Genomic DNA, 19,479 nt, shown 5'->3' on the forward strand with positions numbered 1-19,479 from the left:
TCGTCGATGTCACTACGATCAAGGAGCAACAAAATGTCTGGAGCGACCCAAACAATTGATGTGCTTGTCACGATTGATGCCGATTACCTGATCGCCCATCCCGGCGATGTCAGTGGCGCAGTGGCCATGCTGGTGAGCCGCGATGCGGTCGACAAGCAAGCCGGCGGCAACACCGGCGAAGGTGGCGACGAGTTGTGGATCGACGTGAACCCCGGCGACAACATCCGCTGGCGCGCAACGACCCTGTCGCGCAACTTCGACCGCGTCGCACTGATCACCAATGTCCAGCAAGGCAATCCTCACCAGGGCGGTGATTACCCAGGTTCCATGTCGACCCCGATCTCCTACAACATCCCGAATATCCCGGTGCCGTACCTGGACAAGGGCGCCCCCCACGGCATCGCCAAAACTGACGTGACCTACACCTTCTGGCAGTCCACGGCCCTGAACGCAGGAAAACTCTGGTACACCGTTACCTTCGTTCTGCTGGACCGGAACCTGAACCAGATTGGTCCGAACTACAGCTGGGACCCCTACATCACTGTCAACTGACAGATCCCTGAGTTGACCACAGCCCTGATCGGTTTTGTCATACGTCTTCGACGATGAACCGGCCAGGGCTGTGCCCGTTCCCGCCATCGCAGGCCCCGCTAGACCGCCCCCTCTGTCGTTTCCGTCAGTGCCGCCAGCACCAAAGGATGCAGTACTGCGCCTGGATGCTCGGTTTGCCAAGCACTCAGCTGGCGACGCATGGCCGGCGTCCAGAAGTTCTTCATGTGTTGGCGCACGCCGTTCACCGCCTGTGCGTGATCCGGTTCACTGGCGAAGTACTGCGCGATCTGGTTGGCCATCTTGATCAGGCTTTCGGAACTCATCGCCGCACCTCGGCTTTCTCGGCATGGCGACGCTCTCTGAGCAGACGTCCCTGTTCATCACTGAAGGCCTGGTAGCGCTTCTGCCATTCGGAAGGCTGGCTGACTCGCACGATCTCGACCGCCGTCACTTTGTATTCCGGGCAGTTGGTGGCCCAGTCGGAGTTGTCGGTGGTGATGACGTTGGCGCCCGATTCGGGGAAGTGGAAGGTGGTGTAGACCACCCCTGGCGCCACCCGCTCGGTGACTTTCGCACGCAGCACGGTCTGCCCGGCGCGACTGCCGATACCGACCCAGTCACCCTCGACGATGCCGCGGTTTTCGGCGTCAGTCGGATGAATTTCCAGCCGGTCTTCCTCGTGCCAGGCCACGTTGTCGGTGCGTCGGGTCTGGGCGCCGACGTTGTACTGGCTAAGGATCCGCCCGGTGGTCAGTAGCAACGGATAACGGCTGTTGACCTTCTCCTCGGTGGGTACATAGCCGGTGAGCATGAAGCGTCCCTTGCCACGCACGAACTGCTCGATGTGCATGGTCGGCGTGCCGTCGGGCGCGGCGTCGTTGCACGGCCATTGCAGGCTGCCGTGACGATCCAGTTCGGCGTAGCTGACGCGGCTGAAGGTAGGGGTCAGGCGAGCGATCTCGTCCATGATCTGCGAAGGATGGTTGTAGTGCATCTTGTAGCCCAAGGCATCGGCCAGGGCCACGGTGGCTTCCCAGTCGGCCTTACCGGCCAGCGGTTCCATCACCTTGCGCACCCGGGAAATGCGGCGCTCGGCGTTGGTGAAGGTGCCGTCCTTCTCAAGGAACGAGCTGCCCGGCAGGAACACATGGGCGAACTTGGCCGTCTCGTTGAGGAAGATATCCTGCACCACCACGCATTCCATGGCCGACAGGGCCGCGGTCACGTGCTGGGTGTTCGGGTCGCTCTGGGCGATATCCTCGCCCTGGCAGTAAAGCGCCTTGAAGGTCCCGTCCAGGGCCGCTTCGAACATATTGGGAATGCGCAGCCCTGGATCAGGTTGCAGCGTCACGTTCCAGGCCTGTTCGAACTGGGCGCGTACCGTCTCGTTGGAAATGTGCCGATAGCCCGGCAGCTCGTGGGGGAAAGAACCCATGTCGCAGGAACCCTGGACGTTGTTCTGCCCGCGCAGCGGATTCACCCCGACCCCTTCGCGGCCAATATTGCCGGTGACCATGGCCAGGTTGGCGATACCCATCACCGAGGTGCTGCCCTGACTGTGTTCGGTGACACCGAGGCCGTAGTAGATAGCGGCATTGTCCACGCTGGCGTAAAGCCGCGCGGCGGCGCGGATCTGCTCGGCGGGCACGCCACACACCGGTCCGAGGACTTCGGGCGAGTTGTCCGGCTGGCTGACGAACTCGCGCCACCGGGTGAAATCCGCTGCCTCACAGCGCTCCTCGACGAAAGGTTGGTTGACCAGCCCCTCAGTGACAATCACATGGGCCAGCGCATTGAGCATGGCCACGTTGGTCCCCGGACGCAGTTGCAAGTGCAGTTCGGCACGGGCATGGGGGGAGTCCACCAGATCGATACGACGCGGGTCGATGACGATCAGCCGTGCGCCCTGGCGCAAGCGACGCTTGAGCTGGGAGCCGAACACCGGGTGAGCGTCGGTGGGGTTGGCACCCATCACCAGGATCACGTCGGCCTTCATCACCGAGTCGAAATTCTGGGTGCCGGCGGATTCGCCCAAGGTCTGCTTGAGGCCATAACCGGTGGGCGAATGGCAGACCCGGGCGCACGTGTCGACGTTGTTGTTGCCGAAAGCGGTGCGCACCAGTTTCTGCACCAGGTAGGTTTCTTCGTTGGTGCAGCGGCTGGAGGTGATGCCACCGATGGAGTCGCGCCCGTATTTGAGCTGGATACGCCGTAATTCGCTGGCCGCGTAGTTGACCGCCTCTTCCCAGCTGACTTCCTGCCACGGGTCGCTGATGTGCTTGCGGATCATCGGTTTGGTGATGCGGTCTGGGTGGGTGGCGTAACCCCAGGCGAAACGGCCCTTGACGCAGGAGTGCCCATGGTTGGCCTGGCCGTTCTTGTCCGGGACCATGCGCACCAGTTGCTCGCCTTTCATTTCGGCGCGGAAGGAGCAGCCTACACCGCAATAGGCACAGGTGGTGATGACGCTGCGCTCCGGCTGGCCAATCTCCACAACGCTCTTGTCGATCAGGGTCGCCGTCGGGCAGGCCTGGACACAGGCGCCGCAGGAGACGCATTCGGAGTCGAGGAAGTTGTCACCGCCGGCCGCTGCCACGCGGGAATCGAAGCCGCGTCCGGTGATGGTCAGGGCAAACGTGCCCTGGATTTCCTCACAGGCGCGCACACAACGGTTACAGACGATGCATTTGCTCGGGTCATACTCGAAATAAGGGTTGGAGACGTCCTTGGCTTCGGCCAGGTGATTGGCACCCTCGTAGCCGTAGCGCACCTCGCGCAGGCCCACCTGCCCCGCCACCGTCTGCAATTCACAGTTGCCGTTGGCGGCGCACGTCAGGCAGTCCAGCGGGTGATCGGAAATGTACATTTCCATCACGTTGCGCCGCAGATCGGCCAGTCTGGACGTTTGGGTGCGCACCACCATGCCTTGTGTCACCGGCGTGGTGCAGGAGGCCGGGTAGCCGCGCATACCGTCGATCTCCACCAGGCACATGCGGCAGGAGCCGAAGGCTTCCAGGCTGTCGGTGGCGCAGAGTTTTGGAATGGTGGTGCCGAGCATGGCCGCCGCGCGCATCACCGAGGTGCCAGAGGCGACGCTGATTTCGCGGCCATCAATGGTCAGGCTGACCTGCACGTCGCTTTCACGCGCCGGGGTGCCGAGGTCGATATCGCTGCTTGGGTCGAAGATATTGATCATTGGTCGGCCTCCGTGGTCGCCAGACCGAAGTCGGCGGGAAAATGCTTGAGGGCGCTGCCGACGGGAAAGGAAGTCATCCCACCCAGGGCGCAGAGCGAGCCGTACTGCATGGTGTCGCAAAGGTCTTGCAGCAGCCGTGCCTGCTCCTGGCGCGCAGCGGCATCGGTGCTGGCGATCAAGCGGTCCACCACTTCCACGCCACGGGTGGAACCGATCCGGCACGGCGTGCACTTGCCGCAGGATTCCTCGGCGCAGAACTGCAAGGCAAAACGGGCCATCCGGGCCATGTCCAGGCTGTCGTCGGCAACCACCACACCACCGTGGCCGAGCATGGCGCCCATGGCGGCGAATGCCTCGTAGTCCAGCGGCGTGTCGAACTGCGAAGGCGGCACCCAGGCACCCAACGGCCCGCCCACTTGCGCGGCCTTGAGCGGCCGCCCACTGGCGGTACCGCCCCCATAACCTTCCACCAGCTCACGCAGGCTCAAACCGAAGGCGCGCTCTACCAGGCCGCCGTGACGGATGTTGCCCGCCAGTTGAAAAGGCATCGTGCCCAAGGAACGGCCCATGCCGAAATCACGGTAAAACTGTGCGCCCTTCTCCAGGATCACGGGCACCGAGGCCAGGGTCAGCACGTTGTGGACCAGTGTCGGCAGCCCGAACAAACCTTGCAGCGCCGGCAATGGCGGTTTGGCGCGAACGGTGCCGCGCTTGCCCTCCAGCGATTCCAGCAAGGCGGTTTCCTCACCACAGATGTAGGCCCCCGCGCCCACCCGGACTTCCAGCTCGAACGCGCGACCGCTGCCGCCCACGTTCGTCCCCAGATAACCTGCCTGGCGAGCGATGCCCAGGGCGGCATTGAGGGTGGCTACCGCGTCCGGGTATTCCGAACGCACGTAGATGTAGCCCATGGTCGCGCCGACGGCGATACCCGCGATAATCATGCCTTCGATCAAAAGGAACGGATCGCCTTCCATCAGCATACGGTCGGCAAACGTGCCGGAGTCGCCCTCATCGGCGTTACACACCACATACTTCTGTGCGCCTACCGCGTCGCGAACGGTGCGCCACTTGATGCCCGCCGGGAACGCCGCGCCACCGCGGCCACGCAGGCCGGAATCGAGCACGCTGGCGACCACGTCGGCGCCGTCCATCTGGATCGCCCGCGCAAGCCCGAGAAAGCCACCTTGGGCACGGTAATCGTCCAGGGACAGCGGTTGAGTGATGCCGGCACGCGCAAACAGCAGACGCTGCTGGCTTTTGAGGTACGGAATTTCCTCGACCAGCCCCAAGGCCAACGGATGACTGGCGGGATCTCCCGCCAGGGCATCAAGCAGGCTCGGCACGTCTTGCGGCGTGATCGGGCCAAAGCCCAGTCGGCCCTCGGCGGTTTCAAGCTCCAGCATCGGCTCCAACCAATAGAGCCCACGGGAGCTGGTGCGGCGCAGTTCAAGCGGCAGTTGTCGACGCTCGGCCTCACTCACCAGCGCCACGGCGACCTTGTCCGCCCCCACGGCGCGGGCCACTGAATCACGGGGGATACAGAGCTTCAGCATGCGCCCTCCTCCAGACAACCCTTCACCAGCTCGCGCAAGCGCTCGGGGGTTAACCGTGCATGCAGCTCGCCGTCCAGTTCCAGAGCAGGTGAACAGACGCAGGCACCCAGGCAATAGACGGGACGCAGGCTGATGCTGCCATCGGCACTGGTGCCATGGTCATCCAGCGCCAATTGCTCACGCAACTGCGCAGCCAGACCTTCGGCCCCCATGCTCTGGCAGGACTCGGCCCGGCACAGACGTAGCGTGTGGCGCGCCGGCGGCGAGGTACGGAAGTCGTGGTAGAAGCTGATTACGCCGCGCACTTCAGCCTGGCTGAGGTTCAAGGCATGGGCAATCTCCGGGACGGCGGCGTCGGGAACGTACCCGCAGCCTTCCTGGATGGCGTGGAGAATCGGCAGCAAGGCACCGGGAGTGTCCTTTTCGCGCTGCAACACGCTATGAATCAGAGGCAGGTGAAGCGTCTCATCAGGCATAAACGTACCTCGGCATCTCGAACGATACCGCCGCAACGCGACGACCGTCCGGAGTCTTGGCTGCGGTGCCGGGCCACGTCACGGACGCGTGGCTGATCCAGTCACCATTCTCGCTCTCCGGCCAAGTGTCTAGGCGCACCAGGTCCGGGGCATCGTTACAGCTTGCCACTCCCGGGGGGCGGCGATTGCACACAGACGACTTAACGTGTCCTGAAAGCGACTTGAGCCGGGAGGCGGTCAGCCCTCATAGCTTAATTCACTATTGGGTATTGGCCAGCCGATGCTACCGGTGGTGTTTTTTGGGGGGCTACATATCCTTGCGCTTAGGCGAGTTGCTCGAAAGTTGTGTTGTCGAGGTGAAAATACTTATGACTCGCGGTATTTCAATGGATGAGCTCCTGAGCGGTGGCTGCCAATTGACGACCAACCCGATCCTTTAACGTGTCGATGAAGCGGGTGATTTTTGCATCGACAAACTGTCGTGAGTTGTAGATGGCATAGACGTTGCGCTCATACGTATGGAAGTCAGGCAGAACCCGCACCAGCTTCCCGGAGCGCAAATCCTCGACGGCCGTAAACCCGGCCAGCAACCCAATTCCAGCCCCCTCCCGAATAGCCACCGCCATCGCATCCATATCGTTCACGCTGAAACTTGGCCCGGCAGGGACAAATGTCGCGTCGCCCGCCTTGCTCTTCAGTTGCCACTCATCCCTGACATAGTCCACGGTGCCCAGCAGCAGACACTGGTGATCATCGAGATCCTTCGGCGTCACGGGCGGCGCATGTCGAGCCAGATAGTCTGGTGACGCCACCAGAACGCAATGGCTGACACCGATCTTTTGGCTGACATACGCCGAATCAGGCAGCGTTCGGGCAATCAGAATCGAGACATCGAGCTGGTCTTCAAGCAGGTTAGGCATGCGCTGGGAAAGCAATAGATCCACAGTGACATCCGGAAAATGTTTGCGGTATTCCAGCACGGCTCCCGTGACCAGATGCCGAGCCAGTCCGGGTACACAATGCACACGGAGTGTTCCCCTGGGCTGCAAGGCCGCGTTGCTTGCTTCGGCTTCCGCACTCTCAAGATCAGCCAGAATTTTCGTGCACCGCTCATAGAACCGCCGCCCCGCATCAGTGACCGACAGGCGCCGGGTCGAGCGTTGCAACAGACGCGCATCGAGCACGTTTTCGAGCGCAGAAACAGCACGCGATACGTTACCTACTGTGGAGTCCAGATGATTTGCCACGGCAGTGAAACTGCCCATCTCGACAACCTTTATGTAGACCGACATGTTCGAAAGCTTATCCATTGCGACCTTCCTTCAGATCTGACGCATACCCGTGAAAACACGCATTTTTCCATGATGCTACACGCTCGGCCCGATGCTCGATATTACCTCTGCTGACAACAATGATTCCCTCTGGGCCGACTAAATCAACGGTGTCGCCTTCCATAGACTTGGTTGCACAGGCCGCCTCAACAGGCCTGCGGCACAGCCACTCAGGCGCCGAGCGTCATACCAAACCCTGACAACCAAATGAAGGCCACATCATGAACACTCCCTACGACCCGCTTTATCTTTTCATCGGTGGTGAATGGATCAGTGACCAAGGGCGCGACACTGCTGCTGTCGTTAACCCGGCAACCGGACGGATGATCGGGCGCGTCCCCCTCGCCACCGCAGGTGACCTTGATAACGCCCTTGAGGTGGCTCGACTGAGCTTCGAACAATGGCGCCAGACCGTACCTGACAAACGCGCAAAAATCCTCAAGCGGGCCGCCGACCTGATCATTGAACGAGCACCGCACATCGCCGCGCAAATGACACTGGAAGAAGGCAAGCCGCTGGGTGAAAGCATGGATGAAGTGATACGTGCGGCGGAATACTTCGAGTGGTTCGCCGAGAGTGCCCGGCGTATTGATGGCCGCGTGGTACCGGCCAACCGTCCTGGCGTACTGCAACTGGTCAAACGCCAGGCCATCGGCCCAGTGGCAGCGTTCACACCCTGGAACTTCCCGGCCATTACTCCAGCCCGCAAGCTCTCGGCAGCCTTGGCCGCCGGGTGCAGCGTTATCCTCAAGCCAGGTGAAGAAAGTCCTTCCACAGCGCTGGCCCTGGCTCGTGCGCTCGACGACGCAGGCTTGCCCAAAGGGGTGCTGCAGGTGGTCTTCGGCGTACCGGATCAAGTGTCCAGCCATCTGATCGCCTCACCGATCATTCGCAAAGTCACCTTTACCGGCTCAGTGCCCATCGGTCGCCTGCTATCTGCCCGAGCTGCCGAAGGCGTTAAGCCCATCACCCTTGAGTTGGGTGGGCACGGCCCCGTGCTCGTATTCGCAGATGCAGATATTGAAAAGGCTGCAACCGAAGGTGTCGCGAATCGGTTTCGCGGGACCGGACAGGTGTGCATTTCATCCACTCGTTTTCTGATCCAGCGCGGTGCCTATCAAGCTTTTGTCGATCATTTTGTCGCTGCAACCAAAGCCCTGAGAATCGGTGATGGCCTGCATCCAGACACTCAAGTGGGCCCTTTGGCCAACCCAAGGCAATTGGCAAAGATGGAAGAACTGGTGGCCGATGCCGTCGAGAAAGGTGCTCGGGTATTGGTCGGGGGCGAAGCCTTGTCACGTGAAGGCTTCTTCTTCCAGCCCACCGTTCTGGCGGATGTGCCGCTGAACGCCCGAGTCATGCACGAAGAACCCTTTGGCCCGATCGCAGTGCTGATGCCGTTCGATGAATTGGCGGATGGACTGAAAGAAGCAAACCGCCTGCCCTACGGGCTCTCAGCGTACGCATTCACATCCAGTGCGCGAACCGCCATTGACGTCGCTGACGGATTGGAGGCCGGAATGATCGGGATCAACCAATACCGCATCGTCGCCACCGAGCTTCCGTTCGGCGGCATGAAAGAAAGCGGTCATGGCTCGGAAGGCGGCATTGAAGGCATCGAGCACTATCTGACCCACAAATTCATCAGCCAGGTTTAAGGGTAATTCCCATGTCCAAGATCAATTTCAGCAGTCCCCGCGAGGCGGCGCGCGCATTCACTCCCAAGCTGTCGCAGTTCGTCGACTCAACGCTTTATCCGCAGATCTGGAGCGATCCGGCATTGTCCCCCCGCGACCGCAGCCTGATCACCGTGGCCGCATTGATCGCCGGGGGCCACTCGGAAGAATTGCCCGCTCATTTACGCCGGGCGGTGGGCAATGGCGTTAACCATGACGAAATTGCAGCGGCGATCACGCACCTGGCTTTCTACGTGGGATTCCCTGGCGCCATTACCGCGTCTGCTATCGCCAACGCCACGTTTACCGAATCGGAGAACAACCAAGCATGAAAGCCATCAACATCAGAGAATTTGGTGCCGCAGACGTTCTGGAACTCGCAGAGGTTGCCACTCCTGAAGTGCGTCCTACCGACCTGCTAGTGCGTGTCTATGCCGCGGGGGTAAACCGTGCGGATCTGACTCATCGAACGGGTGGCTATGGCCATCCTAATTTCGGCGACTCCCTGATCATCGGGCTGGAGATCGCCGGAGAGGTGATCGAGGCAGGCAGTGAGGTGATCGGATTTGAGGTGGGTGATCGAGTGATGGGCGTTGTTGGAGGCGGCGCCTATGCCGAACTGGCTCGAATCGACTACCGCATGGCCATGCACATCCCTGCCCAGCTGGACTATGTGCACGCGGCAGCAATTCCGGAGGTCTTCGTCACTGCCCATGAAGCGATGATGCATCTGGCTCGGCTCAAGGCCAGCGACTCGGTGCTGATTCACGCTGCTGCTGGAGGCGTTGGGTCTGCCGCCGTGCAGCTGGCTTACGCCACAGGCGCCACGGTGTATGCGACAACTGAAGGCAGCAAGTTGTCTCGCGTCGAACACTTGGGGGCAGATGTCGCGATTGACTATAAGACACAGGACTTCGCCGAAGTCATTGCCGATAAAACCAACGGTCGAGGCGTCGATATCGTCATCGACTTCGTCGGCGAGCCCTACTTCGCACGCAACGTCGCGTCCCTTGCGCATGGCGGCCGCCTGATTCAGGTTGGCATCCTCGGCGGTGGCGGCAAAGTAACTATAGAGCTGGAGCATATCCTCTACCGTCACTTGCAAATCATTGGCACGGTCATGAAGTCCCGCACGCAGCCGGAGAAGCACGACATGATCAGGCGCTTCCGTGAGCATTGGCTTGATCGCTTCGATGGCGCTGCAAGCCTCGAGCCTGTCGTTGACAGCACGTTCCCGTTATCACGTGCCGCCGATGCACATCGCCGGATGGAATCTTGCAAGAACGTCGGGAAAATCATTTTGACCATGCAGCCTGAAGACTTGGTTTGAGTCTGGCGTCTTGCGATAGAACTGAAACGGTGCCCCTGGTGGGCACCCTTCAGGATGAAAAAACCATCTTCACAGGACTAGGCCCGTTGCTCCATGGCTTCTCAGGTACTACGGTCGTATTCGCCTTCTCAGTAACTCGGATAACAGCATCGGCATCCCGGACTCCTGATTACCCGGCTCATTTCCTGGCCCATAGGTTTCCCCTGTTGAGGCTTCCCCCTGCACCTCATGGCGCAACATGCATGACTCGGGGTCGGGTTGATTCGCCATTTCTTACCCCTATCGAACTTCAAACTCATCAACGCAGCCGCCCACTGTTTCATGCCCTCTGGCAGCGGCGCCCCTTTTGTTCGTCGTTGCTTTAACGGTATGGGACTATCCCCAGCTTGAGTCGGCTAAAGACGGAGTTGATCGCTACCTGGTTTCGGGTACCTGCATTGGTTTGGATATAGAAACCGGCGAAGTTTATGCCCCCAACGGCCTAGCCGACACTGAGCAAGGACTCCTTCGCATCAACCCAAAGAATCCCAAGCCAGATCTGTTCGATCAGAAGGCGAAAAGTTATCAGGCTCGCTGGCCTTGGCTCAGGATCGTAGAAACCCAAAGTTGAATCGGAGCGCTTGGCATATCCCGGCCAAGCAAAAGCGGCAACCCTCTCACCTTTGCTCAGCGTGAGACATATCGATATTGATGACTTTACTGGCTGCCCAAGCGTTCCTGCGACAGTGTGTACCAAGGAGCTGCGCTATCGAAATGAACGTGTTTCTGCTTTTGGGGCAGAAAAGGCGTATCGAGGGTACCCAGTGCTACCGAAACCCAGCTGGCAAACTCCCCTTGAGAACGTGACCAGAACAGCGTCGAACCGCACTGCACGCAGAACTCTCGTAATACCGTCCGTGAAGATGCATAGGTTTTGATGCTGGTGGCGCCACTGAGTATTCGAAGCGCGTTACGCGGAACGCTGCCGTAGGAAGCAAACGCTGCTCCGTGACTTTTGCGACACTGACTGCAATAACAATGACTCACTGCTTTCGGTGGGGCGAGCAGTTCATAACTGACGGCTGCGCACAGGCAGCTTCCTTGGTAAACCTCTGGCATAAGTTCATCCGTGCCGGTGAAAAACGTCAGCGTAACTGTCCAGGCCTAGTCAGTCGACAGGCCATTTCTGAACGGAGGTCATCCGGCTTACGACCGCAGCGTCTCCGAGCGTGGTCAAGCTTTCGCCACGAAAATGTACGCGTTCCTCGAAGCATGGTTCGTTGCTTAGCGAGACCCTGGCCTCAGCCGATGCAATGGTTAGCGACCTGGCTTCGAGCTGGATGGTTCACGACGTCACGCTGCCCTCGGCATTCAGCAACTGATCGAACTGAGTGCGATGCTGGCGAACCGGGTGCTGGAAAACGTGGATCCGCGATAGCAGGTGAGCATCCTGCTAATAAAACAACCCCGGTATCTTATCTCGGGTTTGTTTCATTTCGTCTCACTGTCACTCTGCTCAAACTGCGAGTGAAAAACAGCGAGAACCGTTGATTGCGAGAGGCGGCTTGCGGCCAGAAGCAGTCGTTCAGGCATAGACCGGGGATGTCTACCGGAGCGGGGTCGATTCAGCTGGATGCGTTTTTGATTTCAACCCTTTGCGCGGGAGCATAGATTACTTATTGAACATTTCGTAAAAAAGCGTAGCATTTCCGCCCATGATACTCGAACAGCTCAAAGCCCTGGGCAATGACACTCGCATGCAAATGATGGAGTGGCTCAAAGACCCACTCAGTAATTTCCCCCCACAGGATCATGGCGATCCTGCGATAGGCGTGTGCGTCACCCATTTGCAGCACAAGGCGGGGCTTTCACCTTCTACTGCGTCTGCACATTTAGCTATCTTGCAACGTGCAGGCTTCGTGCTGACCACCCGCATCGGAAAATGGACTTACTACCGGCGCAATGAGCAGGCGATTAATGACTTTGCGGCTAGGCTGATCATCGAATTGTAATTTTTAAACATTCATTTCGTTATTTCGCGTAATGAGAAAACATGAGGGAACCTCTATGAGCAGCAAAACTATCTTCGTTGAACCCGGTGGCGGCTATGAAAAGGTTGTGGTTGGCAGCAGCGAAGTCCGAGCCGCAGCGCGTGGCGAAATCACCGTACGTCTTCATGCAAACTCGCTCAACTACCACGACTTCGCGGTGGTCAGCGGTATGTGGGGCCCTAGCGAAAAACGCATCCCCATGGCCGATGGTGCAGGTGAAGTCATTGCTGTCGGCCCAGATGTCACTGAATTCAAGGTAGGTGACTCGGTCGTCAGCACCTTCTTCCCGGAATGGATCAACGGTACGCCACTGGTTGAAGGTTTTGTCAGCGTGCCAGGTGATGGCATTGACGGCTACGCTCGTGAGCAAGTAACGGCCAACGCCACATCGTTCACCCTCGCGCCTATTGGCTACAGCCATGCTGAAGCGTCGACGCTTACCACCGCTGGCCTGACTGCATGGCGCGCCCTGATGGCCGATGACTCACTCAAGCCGGGCGACACCGTGCTCGTCCAAGGCACTGGTGGCGTTTCAATTTTCGCCCTGCAGTTCGCTAAAATGGCCGGCGCTACCGTTATTGCGACCTCTTCAAGCGACGAAAAACTTGAACGTCTGAAAGCGCTAGGCGCTGATCATGTGATCAATTACCGCAAAGACCTCAACTGGGGCGAAACTGCACGCGCGCTGACGGGTGGCCGTGGTGTTGACCACATCATCGAAGTCGGCGGCCCTGCGACGCTTGAGCAATCGATGAGTGCCATTCGGGTTGCTGGTCACATCTCCGTCATCGGCATATTGAGTGGCGTAAGCGGTGCAATGAATTTTGTACCGGCACTGATCAAGCAAGTGCGTCTGCAGGGTGTATTGGTGGGTAGCCGCAGCCAGCAGCAGGACATGATCCGAGCCATCAATGCTAATGGCATGCGCCCGATTATTGATCGTCATTTCCCTATGAGCGAGATTGTCGAAGCGTTCAAGTATCAGGAAACCAACCAGCATTTCGGCAAAATTTGCCTGGATATCTAAGCACGCATGCATGGGCATGATCCGTATGCCTATCTCATAGATGTGCTGCCACGGCTGCCGACGCAGCGCACGAGAGAGATTGGCCCCTTGCTGCCTGTCACAACCGGCAGCAAGGGGTCCAGGCTGAGTGAAAACACCGCCGAGCAGTTCAAGACCTGCGGTTTAAAACAGTATGAGTCGATAGTGGACTTTCACGACCGGCAGTCTGCATCGCCCCAAAGTGAGTAAACGCTTTTGCCACCCCTTGCCATGATTTCTGAGGATTTCATCGCAAGGATTGCCCATGAAGCGGTCTATCCATCAGATTAATTCTTGAGCTCGTCTTGATTGTCGCTGATCCAGAATATGAACCATCAGACAGGCATACAGCGTCACGAGAATGAACAGTCCCATGCGTACGGCAAACGCCGTGTAGACGTCCTTGCCTGCAATACTGTCTTGAACCGACTGGCCCAGCAGAATAATCAGGGTGATCAGGCTGTTGAGCCAGAACCCTGGGCTTAACCGTGTAGGGCTTATCCCATATAGCTTGCGCGCCAGCACGAGGCCGAACAGCAGCATCCAAAGGAAGAACATCCATAGGTGTACAAAGAGACTCAGTGCACACCAGAACAACACCGCCAGCAGGCCTCCCAACAAGGTCGAGCCAATCAATTCTCGAGCGGCATTACGCGACGTCGTTGTGGAGCTCTGCTGACCCAGGCTGACCGCTTTCAAGACAATGGGCAGGTAAGTGGCCGGATCAATCAGGGCCACCAGAAACGCTGGTAATACAATCAGCGCTGCCCGTAGCGCAACCCTGTCGACGTCTTCCGCCCGCAAGGCCGGGGCCGCAGGTGATGACGGAGTATTGGCTGACTCGGGAAACAGCCAATGACTTATCGCCAGCACGATGACAGCGAGGATCAAGCCTTTAACCAATGCACCGATGATCATCATCGCCAAGTCAAAATCGACGAAGCCAGCTGACGAGATCATGGTCAGGCCGATCACCAGAAACGTGACGATCAGGTTATTGCCGCCACGCAGACCCAATCGAAAAACCAGGAACAGGCTCACGCCGACCAGGAGAACGCCGCTGAACGGGTAGTAGCGCAGGATTGGGATAAGCAATAGGCCTACACCGGTGGTCAACATCGCGACCAGGGCCAGTGTCAGTCCGGCCTTGAGTTGCAACGGACGATTGAGGGTGGCGATCAAAAGTACCGCAAGCACGGGCGCGATAAAGGGAATCGGCAAGGCTACGCCGAAGCTGACCGCAAGGCACAGCGCGGTGCCTGTAGCCAGGCGCAACGCCCGCTGAGTCCTCGGCGTCCGCTTAGTAGACATAAGACAGCCAACTCATCAGCCTCAGAAATATGCGGCCCAGTGGATTCAGCGGGTTGCCTTGAGAGGGGAATGCCATGACCTCGGCTTGGCCACCGGCACGTATCGCGCGAGTGTCACGCAGCCTGGCCATTGAATCCTCGGAAAATTCGATGATCACCGGAAAACGCTGTGCCGGACGAAGCCAGTCCCGGCTGTTCTGCACAGTTGGCAATGTACCGGGCGCTGTCGTCGGACCCACGCTGACGCCGTAGCCGACACTGCGTACACGCCCGTCGAACACTTCGCCTGGCAATGCATCCAGGACGATCGCCACCGGTGTCTGGGGCTTGACCAGACCGAGGTTGTTTTCGGTCATGTCTGCGCTGATCCACACATCATGGATGGCGATCAGGGTCATGACTGGGCTGCCGATGGCTGCGAACTGCCCCGCGTCGGTGCGTAGGTCGGTGATCAAACCTGCCGAACGTGCGCGAATCTGTGTATTAGCCAGGTCGAGTTCAGCTTTCGACAACGCGGTGGCGGCGCTGCGCAGCAAAGCGTTGTTTTCCGCACTGCCACCTTCTTGCTCGCGCGCGCGCTGGACCTCGGCACGGGCGGCGGCGACCTGGCTGAGCGCTTGTTGGTAGTTTGCGCGAGATACTTCGAGCAAGCGTACGGAAATGGTGCCTGGGTCTTCGCGGTACAAACCCTCGAGCCGCTGGTTGTCCTGCCGCGCCTTGAGTTCATTCGCCTGGGCCGCTCGCAAATTGGCTTGTGCCGCGGCTATGCCAGCGGTGCTGGCACCGATCTGTCGACGGGTGGACTCAAGATCTGCATGCGCACGGTCGACGGCAATCTGATATGGCTGAGGATCCACTTCGAACAGCACGTCTCCCGCCTTGACGTCCTGATTGTTACGCACGTTGACGCGGATGACTCGACCAGCCACTTCCGCAGCCACCGGTATCACAAAGGCACCGACTCGAGCCTGTTGCGTATAAGGCGTAAAGCGGTCAGCCAACAAGTACCAGACCAGACTCAGTGTGATCAAGATCAGTACCCACTTGATGCCTTTTGAGCCGGATTCAACTGGCGGTTCTGGCGCCTCGGGGGAAGAGGCATCGGTGGAAGACTGCGCGGCTTCACTCATGATTGTTGACCTTTTTCGGTTCCGCTGCTGAAGGCTCATCCAGCAAGTTGCCCCAGTCCGTGCGCCCTTCCATTTGCTGGCGGGTGGCCGGGGCGACTTTCGGTTGGACGCTGTACCAACCGCCGCCCAACGCTTTGTATAGGGCAATCACATTGCTGACGGCATTGCTTCGGCTGACCAGGTAATTGTCCTGTTGCTCCAGCAGTGCGCGTTGCGAGTCGAGCACCCGCTGGAAGTCCGAGTACCCTTCCCGATACAGGGCGTTGGCCAGCACCAGTGATCGCTTGGCGGCGACTTCGGCCTCACGCAGGATTGCTTCGCGCTCCAAGGACTTGATCAGTCCATTGGCTGCGTCATCTGCCTCGCGTGCCGCTTGGCGCACTTTTTCGCGGTACCCTTCGATCAGTTGCTGCAACCGCGCATCCTGGACGCGCACGTTGTTACTGATCTGGCCGTGGTCGAACAGATTCCAGCGCAGACTCGGGCCACCGATCAGGTCCAGACTCCTGGGGGTGCCATTGAGCGTATCAGTCGTCCAAACGATGCTGCCCAGCAAGGTCAGCGACGGATAGAAATCGGTTTCGGCCACGCCGATCAGGGCCGACTGGGCCGCGACATTGAGTTCAGCGGCACGCACGTCGGGCCTGCGCAGCAGCAGGTTGGCCGGTACATCCTGCAGCACGGTACGGTCCACCAGCGGAATCCATCCTTCATTTTCGACCAGTTGCGGCAGAGCGCCGGGCGGCCGTCCAATCAGTACCGCCAACGAATTACGGGTACGCAGAACCTGATCCTCGAAGTTGGGGATGGTACTCAGGGTGCCCAGGTATTGGGTTCTGGCTTGTTGCAGGTCGAGCTCTGCATTCTGGCCGCTCTTGAACAGCTTCTCGGTTATCTCGAAGTTACGCTTTTGCTGTTTGGCGTTTTCCTTGGCCACGCGCAAACGTGCTTCGGTGGTACGCAGCGAAAAGTAAGTACTGGCTAGTTGGGCGCGCAGCAGAACCAGCCCGTCTTCGAAATTGGCCTGGGCGGCGAAGTAACTGGCATCGGATGATTCAATGGCGCGACTGAAGCGCCCCCAGAAGTCCAGTTCCCAACCAATGTCGAACCCCGCACTGTATTGCCAGAAATGACTGTTTTGCGGACTACTTCCGCCGGATTGCTGACGGTTGAAGTACAGACTGTCGGCGCTGGCCTGCTGCAGTTGTGGGTAACGCCCGCTTTGGGCAATACCCAACTGGGCCCGTGCCTCAATCACCCGCAGACCGGCAACTTTAAGGTCTGAATTGTTGGCATCCGCCTCGGCAATCAGACGATTGAGGACCGGGTCGCCGAAAACTTGCCACCATTGACGAAAGTCCGGGGCCCGGCTGCGTTGGCTGACTTGCTCAAGGGCAGGAGTTGTCCAGTGTCCTGGCCACGCCTCCCTCGGTGACTGAAAGTCTGGCCCCAGGCGCACGCAGCCGCTCAAGCCGAGCACTCCAAACACTAGCAGTTGGCCCGATCGCGTCAGATGCATGCGTTTTTTCCAGTCAAGGAAGATTACAGGAGCATAGACGCCCTGATCGCCCGCAGACTGCTAAGCTCTTCAAGCATCGTTACATTTGATAAGACCCGTCAAAAAGGTACGGCAGCCATGAACTCCCCCCATACCGCTAAATGGCGCTTCAAACTGGGTATAGCCATCATTTGTCTGATGCTAGGCTCCTGGCTGATGGTGCCGGTCGCGGCGGCGCTCGATGTGCCTGGATCGAAGATCGCAGCGCTGACTGGGGTCCTGTTTATCAGCAACAAAGTCCTGCTGATTCTCGTCATCGCCGTCATGGGCAAGGCCGGCTTCCAGCAGTTGAAGAGCAGCTTGGTCGGTTACGTGTCCGGGCTTGTGCCTTCCATGAAGGACGAAGTTGGCCCGGTTCGTCATCGAATCGGCATCGTGATGTTCTGCTTGCCGTTGATCTCCTCATTCCTCGAGCCTTACGTCGATGCCTTCTGGCCAGGTCTCAGACCGAACCTCTGGCAGGCCCAATTGCTGGGTGACGTCATGCTGATTGGCAGCTTTTTTGTACTCGGGGGGAATTTCTGGGAGAAGGTGCACGCGTTATTTGTGCGAACTGCACGTGTCTCGGACTCAAGTGCGACGTGAGTCGACGATAGAAACGACAAATGAACATGAATGGGCGCAGGGCTTTCAAGTCAATTACGAATCCGGATTCACCGAAGGGCCGCTGGGGTTGAGTATCGATGCGATAGGCCTGCTGAAGGTAAAGCTTGTCTCTAGCCGGCCCGCCACCGTTGTACCCCTATAAATCAGTGATTGTCGTCCCTGCAATCGTCTCGGCGAAACCGACACCGAACATCCGCCCCGGGGTTTCAAAGCCTGCTCGCCGCTCACCGTCCAGCACCCGCCGCGCAGCCTCCACGGCCGCCAGGGGGGTGTAGGTATAGCCGTTGACGGTCTCGATCATTGAACGCGCTACCGTGCCGTCAGCCCCTGTGACTTCTGCCACGGCGCGGGCGCGGTTGGCCTCACGTTGCGCAGCGCTTGGGCCGTCGGGAAGTTGTGACAGGTCGCCTTCGGGAAAAGCATCACCGGTGATACTCACGAACATGGCGATATTGGGAATAGCAGTGGAATGCCAACCGGTGATCAGATCACCGAAGGACAGCGGCGCGCACAGTGCCGGGCCATCGCCAAAATCGAAATGCCGGGGCTGCGCGTCGGGGGTTGCAACCAGCAATCCGTCCACCCGCGCCAAGAGCCCTGCGCCGATAATCTCGCTGACGCTCAAAGCCGATCCCCGGGACATGGAACCTGCGACCTGCAGCGCCACCTCCAGCGACTGCGGATTCTGTACACGGCGAGCGACATGCATGGCCAGGCAGTCTGTCGGCACCACGTCCCAGCCGACGCCGGGCAGCAACATGACACCCGCTTGGACGGCCTGTGCGCCAAGCTGTTCGGCCTGCCGATAGACGTTGATCTCGGCGGTGATGTCCAGGTAGTCGACCCCAGCCTTGATGCAGGTCTGCATCAGGGCGTGCGCTCTCTGTGCAAAAGGCCCGGCGAAGTTCAGCAGCACGCTGATGCCTTCCAGGGATTGTGCTGCGTGTATATCCGGGCTGAACACTCGGTACGTGACGTTCAGTTGAGCAGCCAGAGCCTGCAACCTTTCGCCATTGCGTCCGGCGATGACAAATTCCAGCCCCAACGCTTTGGCATGCTCGGCAGCCATGCGCCCGGTGTAGCCCGTCGCGCCGTAGATCATTAATTTTTTCATTGATTGTGCTGCCAGTTCTTGTAGACGAATTCGAGGCTGTAGCCATCCGGGTCAAGGACATTGGCTGCGTAGTAATCGGGGTCGTAATGCAGACGTGCGCCGGGGGCGCCGTTGTCGCGGCCGCCACTGGCCATGGCCTCCGCATACGCCGCGTTGACCTCGGCCTTGCTGCTCGCCACGAAACCAACATGAACGGCTCTACCCTCGACCACGCCCTCGCGCAACCAGAAGAACATCCGCCCATTGGCGCCGAAGCCCTTGAGATCCGGGTGGCCTGGCGGTCCGTCCTTGCCGTCGTAATCAAGTCGCACGGTAATGCCCAGCGGGGTCAGTGTCGCGGTGTAGAAACGGATGGAACGCTCAATGTCGCTGACTGAGATAAAAATATGATCAAGCATGCGCTAGCCTCGCTATTCAGATGTTGTAGCTGCCCGCGACTTCGATCGTCTGAGCATTGATCCAGCGTCCTTCTTCGGACAGCAGCATGGCGATCACGCTCATTCGCTGCGCCACTGTCACTGAGTTGAGTCACCACAGTAACCATCGCCTTGGTAGCGAGCGCAGCCGTT

General features: G+C 59.2%; 20 protein-coding genes and 2 pseudogenes. 10 read left to right on the forward strand and 12 right to left on the reverse strand.

The window, feature by feature from the left end:
• Nucleotides 1–33: 33 nt before the first annotated feature.
• Nucleotides 34–552 carry an AidA/PixA family protein gene (locus tag PSH91_RS14695; protein ID WP_305466021.1) on the forward strand — a complete coding sequence of 173 codons (519 nt, stop codon included), beginning with the start codon at nucleotides 34–36 and terminating at the stop codon, nucleotides 550–552.
• Nucleotides 553–650: 98 nt separating this feature from the next.
• Here the strand turns inward: PSH91_RS14695 and PSH91_RS14700 are convergent, their stop codons facing one another.
• The 5 genes from PSH91_RS14700 to PSH91_RS14720 form a co-directional block, all read right to left on the reverse strand.
• Nucleotides 651–875, reverse strand: coding sequence for a formate dehydrogenase subunit delta (locus tag PSH91_RS14700; protein WP_076384381.1), 225 nt, complete (start codon nucleotides 873–875; stop codon nucleotides 651–653).
• A complete protein-coding gene (gene fdhF, locus PSH91_RS14705; protein WP_047225713.1) occupies nucleotides 872–3,748 on the reverse strand; it encodes a formate dehydrogenase subunit alpha in 2,877 nt (958 codons plus the stop codon). Before fdhF ends, PSH91_RS14700 begins: the two co-directional genes overlap by 4 nt.
• Nucleotides 3,745–5,304: an NADH-quinone oxidoreductase subunit NuoF gene (locus PSH91_RS14710; RefSeq protein WP_173406895.1), complete on the reverse strand. Its 1,560-nt coding sequence runs from the start codon at nucleotides 5,302–5,304 to the stop codon at nucleotides 3,745–3,747. The genes fdhF and PSH91_RS14710 overlap by 4 nt, the downstream gene beginning before the upstream one ends.
• Nucleotides 5,298–5,780, reverse strand: coding sequence for a formate dehydrogenase subunit gamma (locus tag PSH91_RS14715; RefSeq protein WP_047225711.1), 483 nt, complete (start codon nucleotides 5,778–5,780; stop codon nucleotides 5,298–5,300). Before PSH91_RS14715 ends, PSH91_RS14710 begins: the two co-directional genes overlap by 7 nt.
• A 383-nt stretch (nucleotides 5,781–6,163) precedes the next feature.
• On the reverse strand, nucleotides 6,164–7,090 hold the full coding sequence (locus PSH91_RS14720; protein ID WP_047225710.1) for a LysR family transcriptional regulator: 927 nt from the start codon (nucleotides 7,088–7,090) through the stop codon (nucleotides 6,164–6,166).
• A 242-nt stretch (nucleotides 7,091–7,332) separates the two neighbouring features.
• Here PSH91_RS14720 and PSH91_RS14725 point away from each other — a divergent pair, with 242 nt between their 5' ends.
• From PSH91_RS14725 to PSH91_RS14740, 4 genes and pseudogenes are all read left to right on the forward strand, one after another.
• Nucleotides 7,333–8,769 carry an NAD-dependent succinate-semialdehyde dehydrogenase gene (locus PSH91_RS14725; RefSeq protein ID WP_139049910.1) on the forward strand — a complete coding sequence of 479 codons (1,437 nt, stop codon included), beginning with the start codon at nucleotides 7,333–7,335 and terminating at the stop codon, nucleotides 8,767–8,769.
• An 11-nt stretch (nucleotides 8,770–8,780) separates the two neighbouring features.
• Nucleotides 8,781–9,119: a carboxymuconolactone decarboxylase family protein gene (locus PSH91_RS14730; protein ID WP_047225708.1), complete on the forward strand. Its 339-nt coding sequence runs from the start codon at nucleotides 8,781–8,783 to the stop codon at nucleotides 9,117–9,119.
• Nucleotides 9,116–10,117 (forward strand): NAD(P)H-quinone oxidoreductase, encoded by a 1,002-nt coding sequence (locus PSH91_RS14735; RefSeq protein ID WP_305466023.1) that lies wholly within the window; start codon nucleotides 9,116–9,118, stop codon nucleotides 10,115–10,117. Before PSH91_RS14730 ends, PSH91_RS14735 begins: the two co-directional genes overlap by 4 nt.
• 373 nt (nucleotides 10,118–10,490) lie before the next feature.
• A pseudogene (locus tag PSH91_RS14740) lies at nucleotides 10,491–10,727 on the forward strand (nucleotidyltransferase family protein); the annotation flags it as partial.
• 86 nt (nucleotides 10,728–10,813) lie between these two features.
• Here the strand turns inward: PSH91_RS14740 and PSH91_RS14745 are convergent.
• Nucleotides 10,814–11,215 (reverse strand): GFA family protein, encoded by a 402-nt coding sequence (locus PSH91_RS14745; protein WP_076384371.1) that lies wholly within the window; start codon nucleotides 11,213–11,215, stop codon nucleotides 10,814–10,816.
• 596 nt (nucleotides 11,216–11,811) lie between these two features.
• Here PSH91_RS14745 and PSH91_RS14755 point away from each other — a divergent pair.
• The 3 genes from PSH91_RS14755 to PSH91_RS26755 are packed head-to-tail and all read left to right on the forward strand — an operon-like array spanning nucleotide 11,812 to nucleotide 13,402.
• Entirely contained in the window at nucleotides 11,812–12,108 is a 297-nt protein-coding gene (locus PSH91_RS14755; RefSeq protein ID WP_047225704.1) for a helix-turn-helix transcriptional regulator, read from the forward strand.
• A gap of 55 nt (nucleotides 12,109–12,163) precedes the next feature.
• Nucleotides 12,164–13,174: an NAD(P)-dependent alcohol dehydrogenase gene (locus tag PSH91_RS14760; RefSeq protein WP_047225703.1), complete on the forward strand. Its 1,011-nt coding sequence runs from the start codon at nucleotides 12,164–12,166 to the stop codon at nucleotides 13,172–13,174.
• A 6-nt stretch (nucleotides 13,175–13,180) separates the two neighbouring features.
• Nucleotides 13,181–13,402: a transposase domain-containing protein gene (locus PSH91_RS26755; RefSeq protein ID WP_370695160.1), complete on the forward strand. Its 222-nt coding sequence runs from the start codon at nucleotides 13,181–13,183 to the stop codon at nucleotides 13,400–13,402.
• A 72-nt stretch (nucleotides 13,403–13,474) separates the two neighbouring features.
• Here the strand turns inward: PSH91_RS26755 and PSH91_RS14770 are convergent, their stop codons facing one another.
• The 3 genes from PSH91_RS14770 to PSH91_RS14780 are packed head-to-tail and all read right to left on the reverse strand — an operon-like array spanning nucleotide 13,475 to nucleotide 17,151.
• Entirely contained in the window at nucleotides 13,475–14,503 is a 1,029-nt protein-coding gene (locus PSH91_RS14770; protein ID WP_305466024.1) for a DUF2955 domain-containing protein, read from the reverse strand.
• A complete protein-coding gene (locus tag PSH91_RS14775) occupies nucleotides 14,493–15,632 on the reverse strand; it encodes an HlyD family secretion protein (protein ID WP_047225700.1) in 1,140 nt (379 codons plus the stop codon). The genes PSH91_RS14770 and PSH91_RS14775 overlap by 11 nt, the downstream gene beginning before the upstream one ends.
• On the reverse strand, nucleotides 15,625–17,151 hold the full coding sequence (locus PSH91_RS14780; RefSeq protein ID WP_047225699.1) for a TolC family protein: 1,527 nt from the start codon (nucleotides 17,149–17,151) through the stop codon (nucleotides 15,625–15,627). The genes PSH91_RS14775 and PSH91_RS14780 overlap by 8 nt, the downstream gene beginning before the upstream one ends.
• Nucleotides 17,152–17,268: 117 nt before the next feature.
• Here PSH91_RS14780 and PSH91_RS14785 point away from each other — a divergent pair, with 117 nt between their 5' ends.
• Nucleotides 17,269–17,775, forward strand: a complete 507-nt coding sequence (locus PSH91_RS14785; RefSeq protein WP_047225698.1) for a transporter suffix domain-containing protein — start codon at nucleotides 17,269–17,271, stop codon at nucleotides 17,773–17,775.
• Nucleotides 17,765–17,938 carry an OprD family outer membrane porin gene (locus tag PSH91_RS26760; protein ID WP_370695161.1) on the forward strand — a complete coding sequence of 58 codons (174 nt, stop codon included), beginning with the start codon at nucleotides 17,765–17,767 and terminating at the stop codon, nucleotides 17,936–17,938. The genes PSH91_RS14785 and PSH91_RS26760 overlap by 11 nt, the downstream gene beginning before the upstream one ends.
• Here the strand turns inward: PSH91_RS26760 and PSH91_RS14795 are convergent.
• From PSH91_RS14795 to PSH91_RS14805, 3 genes and pseudogenes are all read right to left on the reverse strand, one after another.
• Complete coding sequence (locus tag PSH91_RS14795) at nucleotides 17,933–18,910, reverse strand: trans-acting enoyl reductase family protein (RefSeq protein WP_305466027.1); 978 nt, start codon at nucleotides 18,908–18,910, stop codon at nucleotides 17,933–17,935. The two genes, PSH91_RS26760 and PSH91_RS14795, sit on opposite strands and share 6 nt — an antisense overlap.
• A complete protein-coding gene (locus tag PSH91_RS14800; RefSeq protein WP_107322325.1) occupies nucleotides 18,907–19,308 on the reverse strand; it encodes a VOC family protein in 402 nt (133 codons plus the stop codon). The genes PSH91_RS14795 and PSH91_RS14800 overlap by 4 nt, the downstream gene beginning before the upstream one ends.
• A gap of 16 nt (nucleotides 19,309–19,324) precedes the next feature.
• Nucleotides 19,325–19,405: pseudogene (locus PSH91_RS14805) on the reverse strand (3-oxoacyl-ACP reductase); the annotation flags it as partial.
• Nucleotides 19,406–19,479: the final 74 nt, after the last annotated feature.

Source organism: Pseudomonas sp. FP1154, from assembly GCF_030687245.1.
Taxonomy (GTDB): Bacteria; Pseudomonadota; Gammaproteobacteria; order Pseudomonadales; family Pseudomonadaceae; genus Aquipseudomonas; species Aquipseudomonas rhizophila.

Excerpts from the sequence above, each read along its gene's own strand:
- PSH91_RS14695 (WP_305466021.1), top strand. The coding sequence starts at position 34 with ATGTCTGGAGCGACCCAAACAATTGATGTGCTTGTCACGATTGATGCC.
- PSH91_RS14700 (WP_076384381.1), bottom strand. The coding sequence starts at position 875 with ATGAGTTCCGAAAGCCTGATCAAGATGGCCAACCAGATCGCGCAGTAC.
- fdhF (WP_047225713.1), bottom strand. The coding sequence starts at position 3,748 with ATGATCAATATCTTCGACCCAAGCAGCGATATCGACCTCGGCACCCCG.
- PSH91_RS14710 (WP_173406895.1), bottom strand. The coding sequence starts at position 5,304 with ATGCTGAAGCTCTGTATCCCCCGTGATTCAGTGGCCCGCGCCGTGGGG.
- PSH91_RS14715 (WP_047225711.1), bottom strand. The coding sequence starts at position 5,780 with ATGCCTGATGAGACGCTTCACCTGCCTCTGATTCATAGCGTGTTGCAG.
- PSH91_RS14720 (WP_047225710.1), bottom strand. The coding sequence starts at position 7,090 with ATGGATAAGCTTTCGAACATGTCGGTCTACATAAAGGTTGTCGAGATG.
- PSH91_RS14725 (WP_139049910.1), top strand. The coding sequence starts at position 7,333 with ATGAACACTCCCTACGACCCGCTTTATCTTTTCATCGGTGGTGAATGG.
- PSH91_RS14730 (WP_047225708.1), top strand. The coding sequence starts at position 8,781 with ATGTCCAAGATCAATTTCAGCAGTCCCCGCGAGGCGGCGCGCGCATTC.
- PSH91_RS14735 (WP_305466023.1), top strand. The coding sequence starts at position 9,116 with ATGAAAGCCATCAACATCAGAGAATTTGGTGCCGCAGACGTTCTGGAA.
- PSH91_RS14745 (WP_076384371.1), bottom strand. The coding sequence starts at position 11,215 with ATGCCAGAGGTTTACCAAGGAAGCTGCCTGTGCGCAGCCGTCAGTTAT.
- PSH91_RS14755 (WP_047225704.1), top strand. The coding sequence starts at position 11,812 with ATGATACTCGAACAGCTCAAAGCCCTGGGCAATGACACTCGCATGCAA.
- PSH91_RS14760 (WP_047225703.1), top strand. The coding sequence starts at position 12,164 with ATGAGCAGCAAAACTATCTTCGTTGAACCCGGTGGCGGCTATGAAAAG.
- PSH91_RS26755 (WP_370695160.1), top strand. The coding sequence starts at position 13,181 with ATGCATGGGCATGATCCGTATGCCTATCTCATAGATGTGCTGCCACGG.
- PSH91_RS14770 (WP_305466024.1), bottom strand. The coding sequence starts at position 14,503 with ATGTCTACTAAGCGGACGCCGAGGACTCAGCGGGCGTTGCGCCTGGCT.
- PSH91_RS14775 (WP_047225700.1), bottom strand. The coding sequence starts at position 15,632 with ATGAGTGAAGCCGCGCAGTCTTCCACCGATGCCTCTTCCCCCGAGGCG.
- PSH91_RS14780 (WP_047225699.1), bottom strand. The coding sequence starts at position 17,151 with ATGCATCTGACGCGATCGGGCCAACTGCTAGTGTTTGGAGTGCTCGGC.
- PSH91_RS14785 (WP_047225698.1), top strand. The coding sequence starts at position 17,269 with ATGAACTCCCCCCATACCGCTAAATGGCGCTTCAAACTGGGTATAGCC.
- PSH91_RS14795 (WP_305466027.1), bottom strand. The coding sequence starts at position 18,910 with ATGAAAAAATTAATGATCTACGGCGCGACGGGCTACACCGGGCGCATG.
- PSH91_RS14800 (WP_107322325.1), bottom strand. The coding sequence starts at position 19,308 with ATGCTTGATCATATTTTTATCTCAGTCAGCGACATTGAGCGTTCCATC.